The 2,101-nt window shown below is 34.8% G+C and carries 2 protein-coding genes; both read right to left on the bottom strand.

The window, feature by feature from the left end:
• Window positions 1-750, bottom strand: a 750-nt coding sequence (locus tag DMC01_RS12260) for a P-loop NTPase family protein (RefSeq protein WP_142694467.1), incomplete at its 3' end; no start/stop codon positions are given.
• Window positions 747-2,101, bottom strand: a 1,355-nt coding sequence (gene mshL / locus DMC01_RS12255) for a pilus (MSHA type) biogenesis protein MshL (RefSeq protein ID WP_246059239.1), incomplete at its 5' end; no start/stop codon positions are given. The genes mshL and DMC01_RS12260, both read right to left, overlap by 4 nt.

The raw sequence follows: 2,101 nt of genomic DNA, 5'->3' as shown, positions 1-2,101 counted from the left end.
TTCTTTGTTTGGCTTGAATTTTTGATGAGAATTCAAGCCTCTTGTTATTTGATCTTGTGGCTTGAATTTATTGTGTGGTATTTGGTTGTTTTGATCTTGTTGTTTAAGTTTGTTTTGTGATATTTGATTGTTGTCGTTTTGGCTTTGTGGCTTGAATTTATTGTCTTTGGCTTGTGTTGAAAAATCAAATTCATACTTACTTCTTTCTTGTTTAAGAAAATTCACGCACTTAGTTGTGTGAGAGCTTTTATCTTGCATTTGCTTACTTTTAAAAGAGCCTTTATTTTCTTTGTCTTTTTGATCTTGTGGCTTGAATTTGTTTTGTGATATTTGATTGCTGTTTTGTTGAGTGAGTGCGTTTTGTGATATTTGATTGCTGTTTTTACCGTTTTGGCTTTGTTGAGTGAGCTTATTTGCTTTATCTTGCTTGAAAGCCTCTTGCTTAAAAGTGCTTGCAAAAAGGTCTGCATTCTCTTTACTCAAAGCCTCTTTTAGATTGTGGTTTTTAGCTCTTAGCCCATCCTTAAAAGCCTCTTCAAAAAGCCCTCTTAATAAGGCATCTTCATTGAAAAAAGCCCTCTCAAAGAGTATGGCTTCTTTGTCCTTGCAAAGCCTTTTAAGCAACAAGCTCTTTCCAAGTCCGCTTTTTCCTACAAGCAAGATAAGCCCATTTTGTTTTTCTTTATAAACAAGGGCTTGTTTAAGCTCTAAGAAGGCAAGCTCTTGAGTGCTTAAAGAAACAAGGCTCATATACTAGTAAAGCCTAGATCTGTAAGGCTTGGGTTGTAGCTTGGAGAGATGATTTGAGGGGTGATTATAAAGACTATTTCTGTGGAGCTTTTGGCCTCATTCTTGCTAGAAAATAAAGCACCTAGTAAGGGCAGCTTTGATAAAAAATTCAAAGAAGTAGCATCTAGGCTTTCTTCAAGGCTTATTAAGCCTCCTAAAATGAGGGTTTGATTATCTTGCATTGAAACCACGGTTGAAAGCTTTTTAGAAATGGTATCAGGGGCTATGCTTCTTGTTTGACGAAGATTATCTTGGACATATTTAAAATTACTCAAAGAAGGACTTATGCGAAGCATTATTTTATCATCATCTGAAATCTCAGGCAAGATATTTAATAAAATGCCTATGAAGATGGAGTAGTTATTAAAACTTTCACTGACTGTTGTGCCACTATCTGTGCTTTTTGAGCTTTCTTTTACTTGATAGTTTATGGTATCTCCTACTGAGATGATGGCTTGTTGGTTGTTTAAGGCTACTAGCTTTGGACTTGAAAGAACCCTTGTTTTGCCATTTGTAGAAAGGAAGTTTAAAACAGAGCTTAGATTAAAATTCGCATTGAAACCTAAATTTCTTACAAAGGCGTTTCCTTCATTTGAGCCTTGAAAGGAGATTAAAGAATTTGCATTGTTTGAATTTTGTGAGTTAAAATTTAGGTTAAAATTTTGCCAGTTTATGCCTTGGGAGTGATTTTTATTAAGGCTTACTGCTATGATGCTAACATCTATTGCTACTTGTTTTTTAAGCCTATTTTGCAAATCTTGTATGTAGTTTTTTGCTAACTCAAGCTGATTTAGGGTGCCGTTTATAGTGATAAGTCCTGCATTTGGGTTTATTATAACTGTGTTTGTGTCATCTGTATCTTTAAGCAAGGATAGTAGTTCTTGTTCTATGTTCTCCCAAAAATCAAAGCGCTCAAAGCTTTTTATGACATTATCTTCATTGTCCTCATCAAGGCTAAAATCTCCCTGCCTTGTCCTAGCATCCACAAAGGCTCTTGTGATGGCTTGTCCTTCTCTAATTGAGCTTATGTAAGATAGATTAAAGCTTTGAGTTTTTAACCTTGAAATTCTTAAAACCTTGCCATCAAAGCTGTGGTGTAAATTATTTTCTTTGATTAATAAATCAAAAAGCTCGTTTAAGCTTAGCTGCCTTGCGTTTATGTTTTTTATAAGCCTTGCTAGAATCTCTTTTGAGCTTTTATCCTTTATGATTATGCTAAAATCACATCTTAAAGCAAATTCCTCTAAGATCTCCTCCGTGCTTGTGCCTTCCATAACAGTTAAATCAAAGAGCTTTTTTTGGCAATTAGCGT

It is taken from the genome of Campylobacter troglodytis (genome assembly GCF_006864425.1).
GTDB classification, from domain to species: domain Bacteria; phylum Campylobacterota; class Campylobacteria; order Campylobacterales; family Campylobacteraceae; genus Campylobacter_D; species Campylobacter_D troglodytis.
Note: the sequence above shows the minus strand (reverse complement) of the source record. Positions and strands in the feature narration are given on the sequence as shown.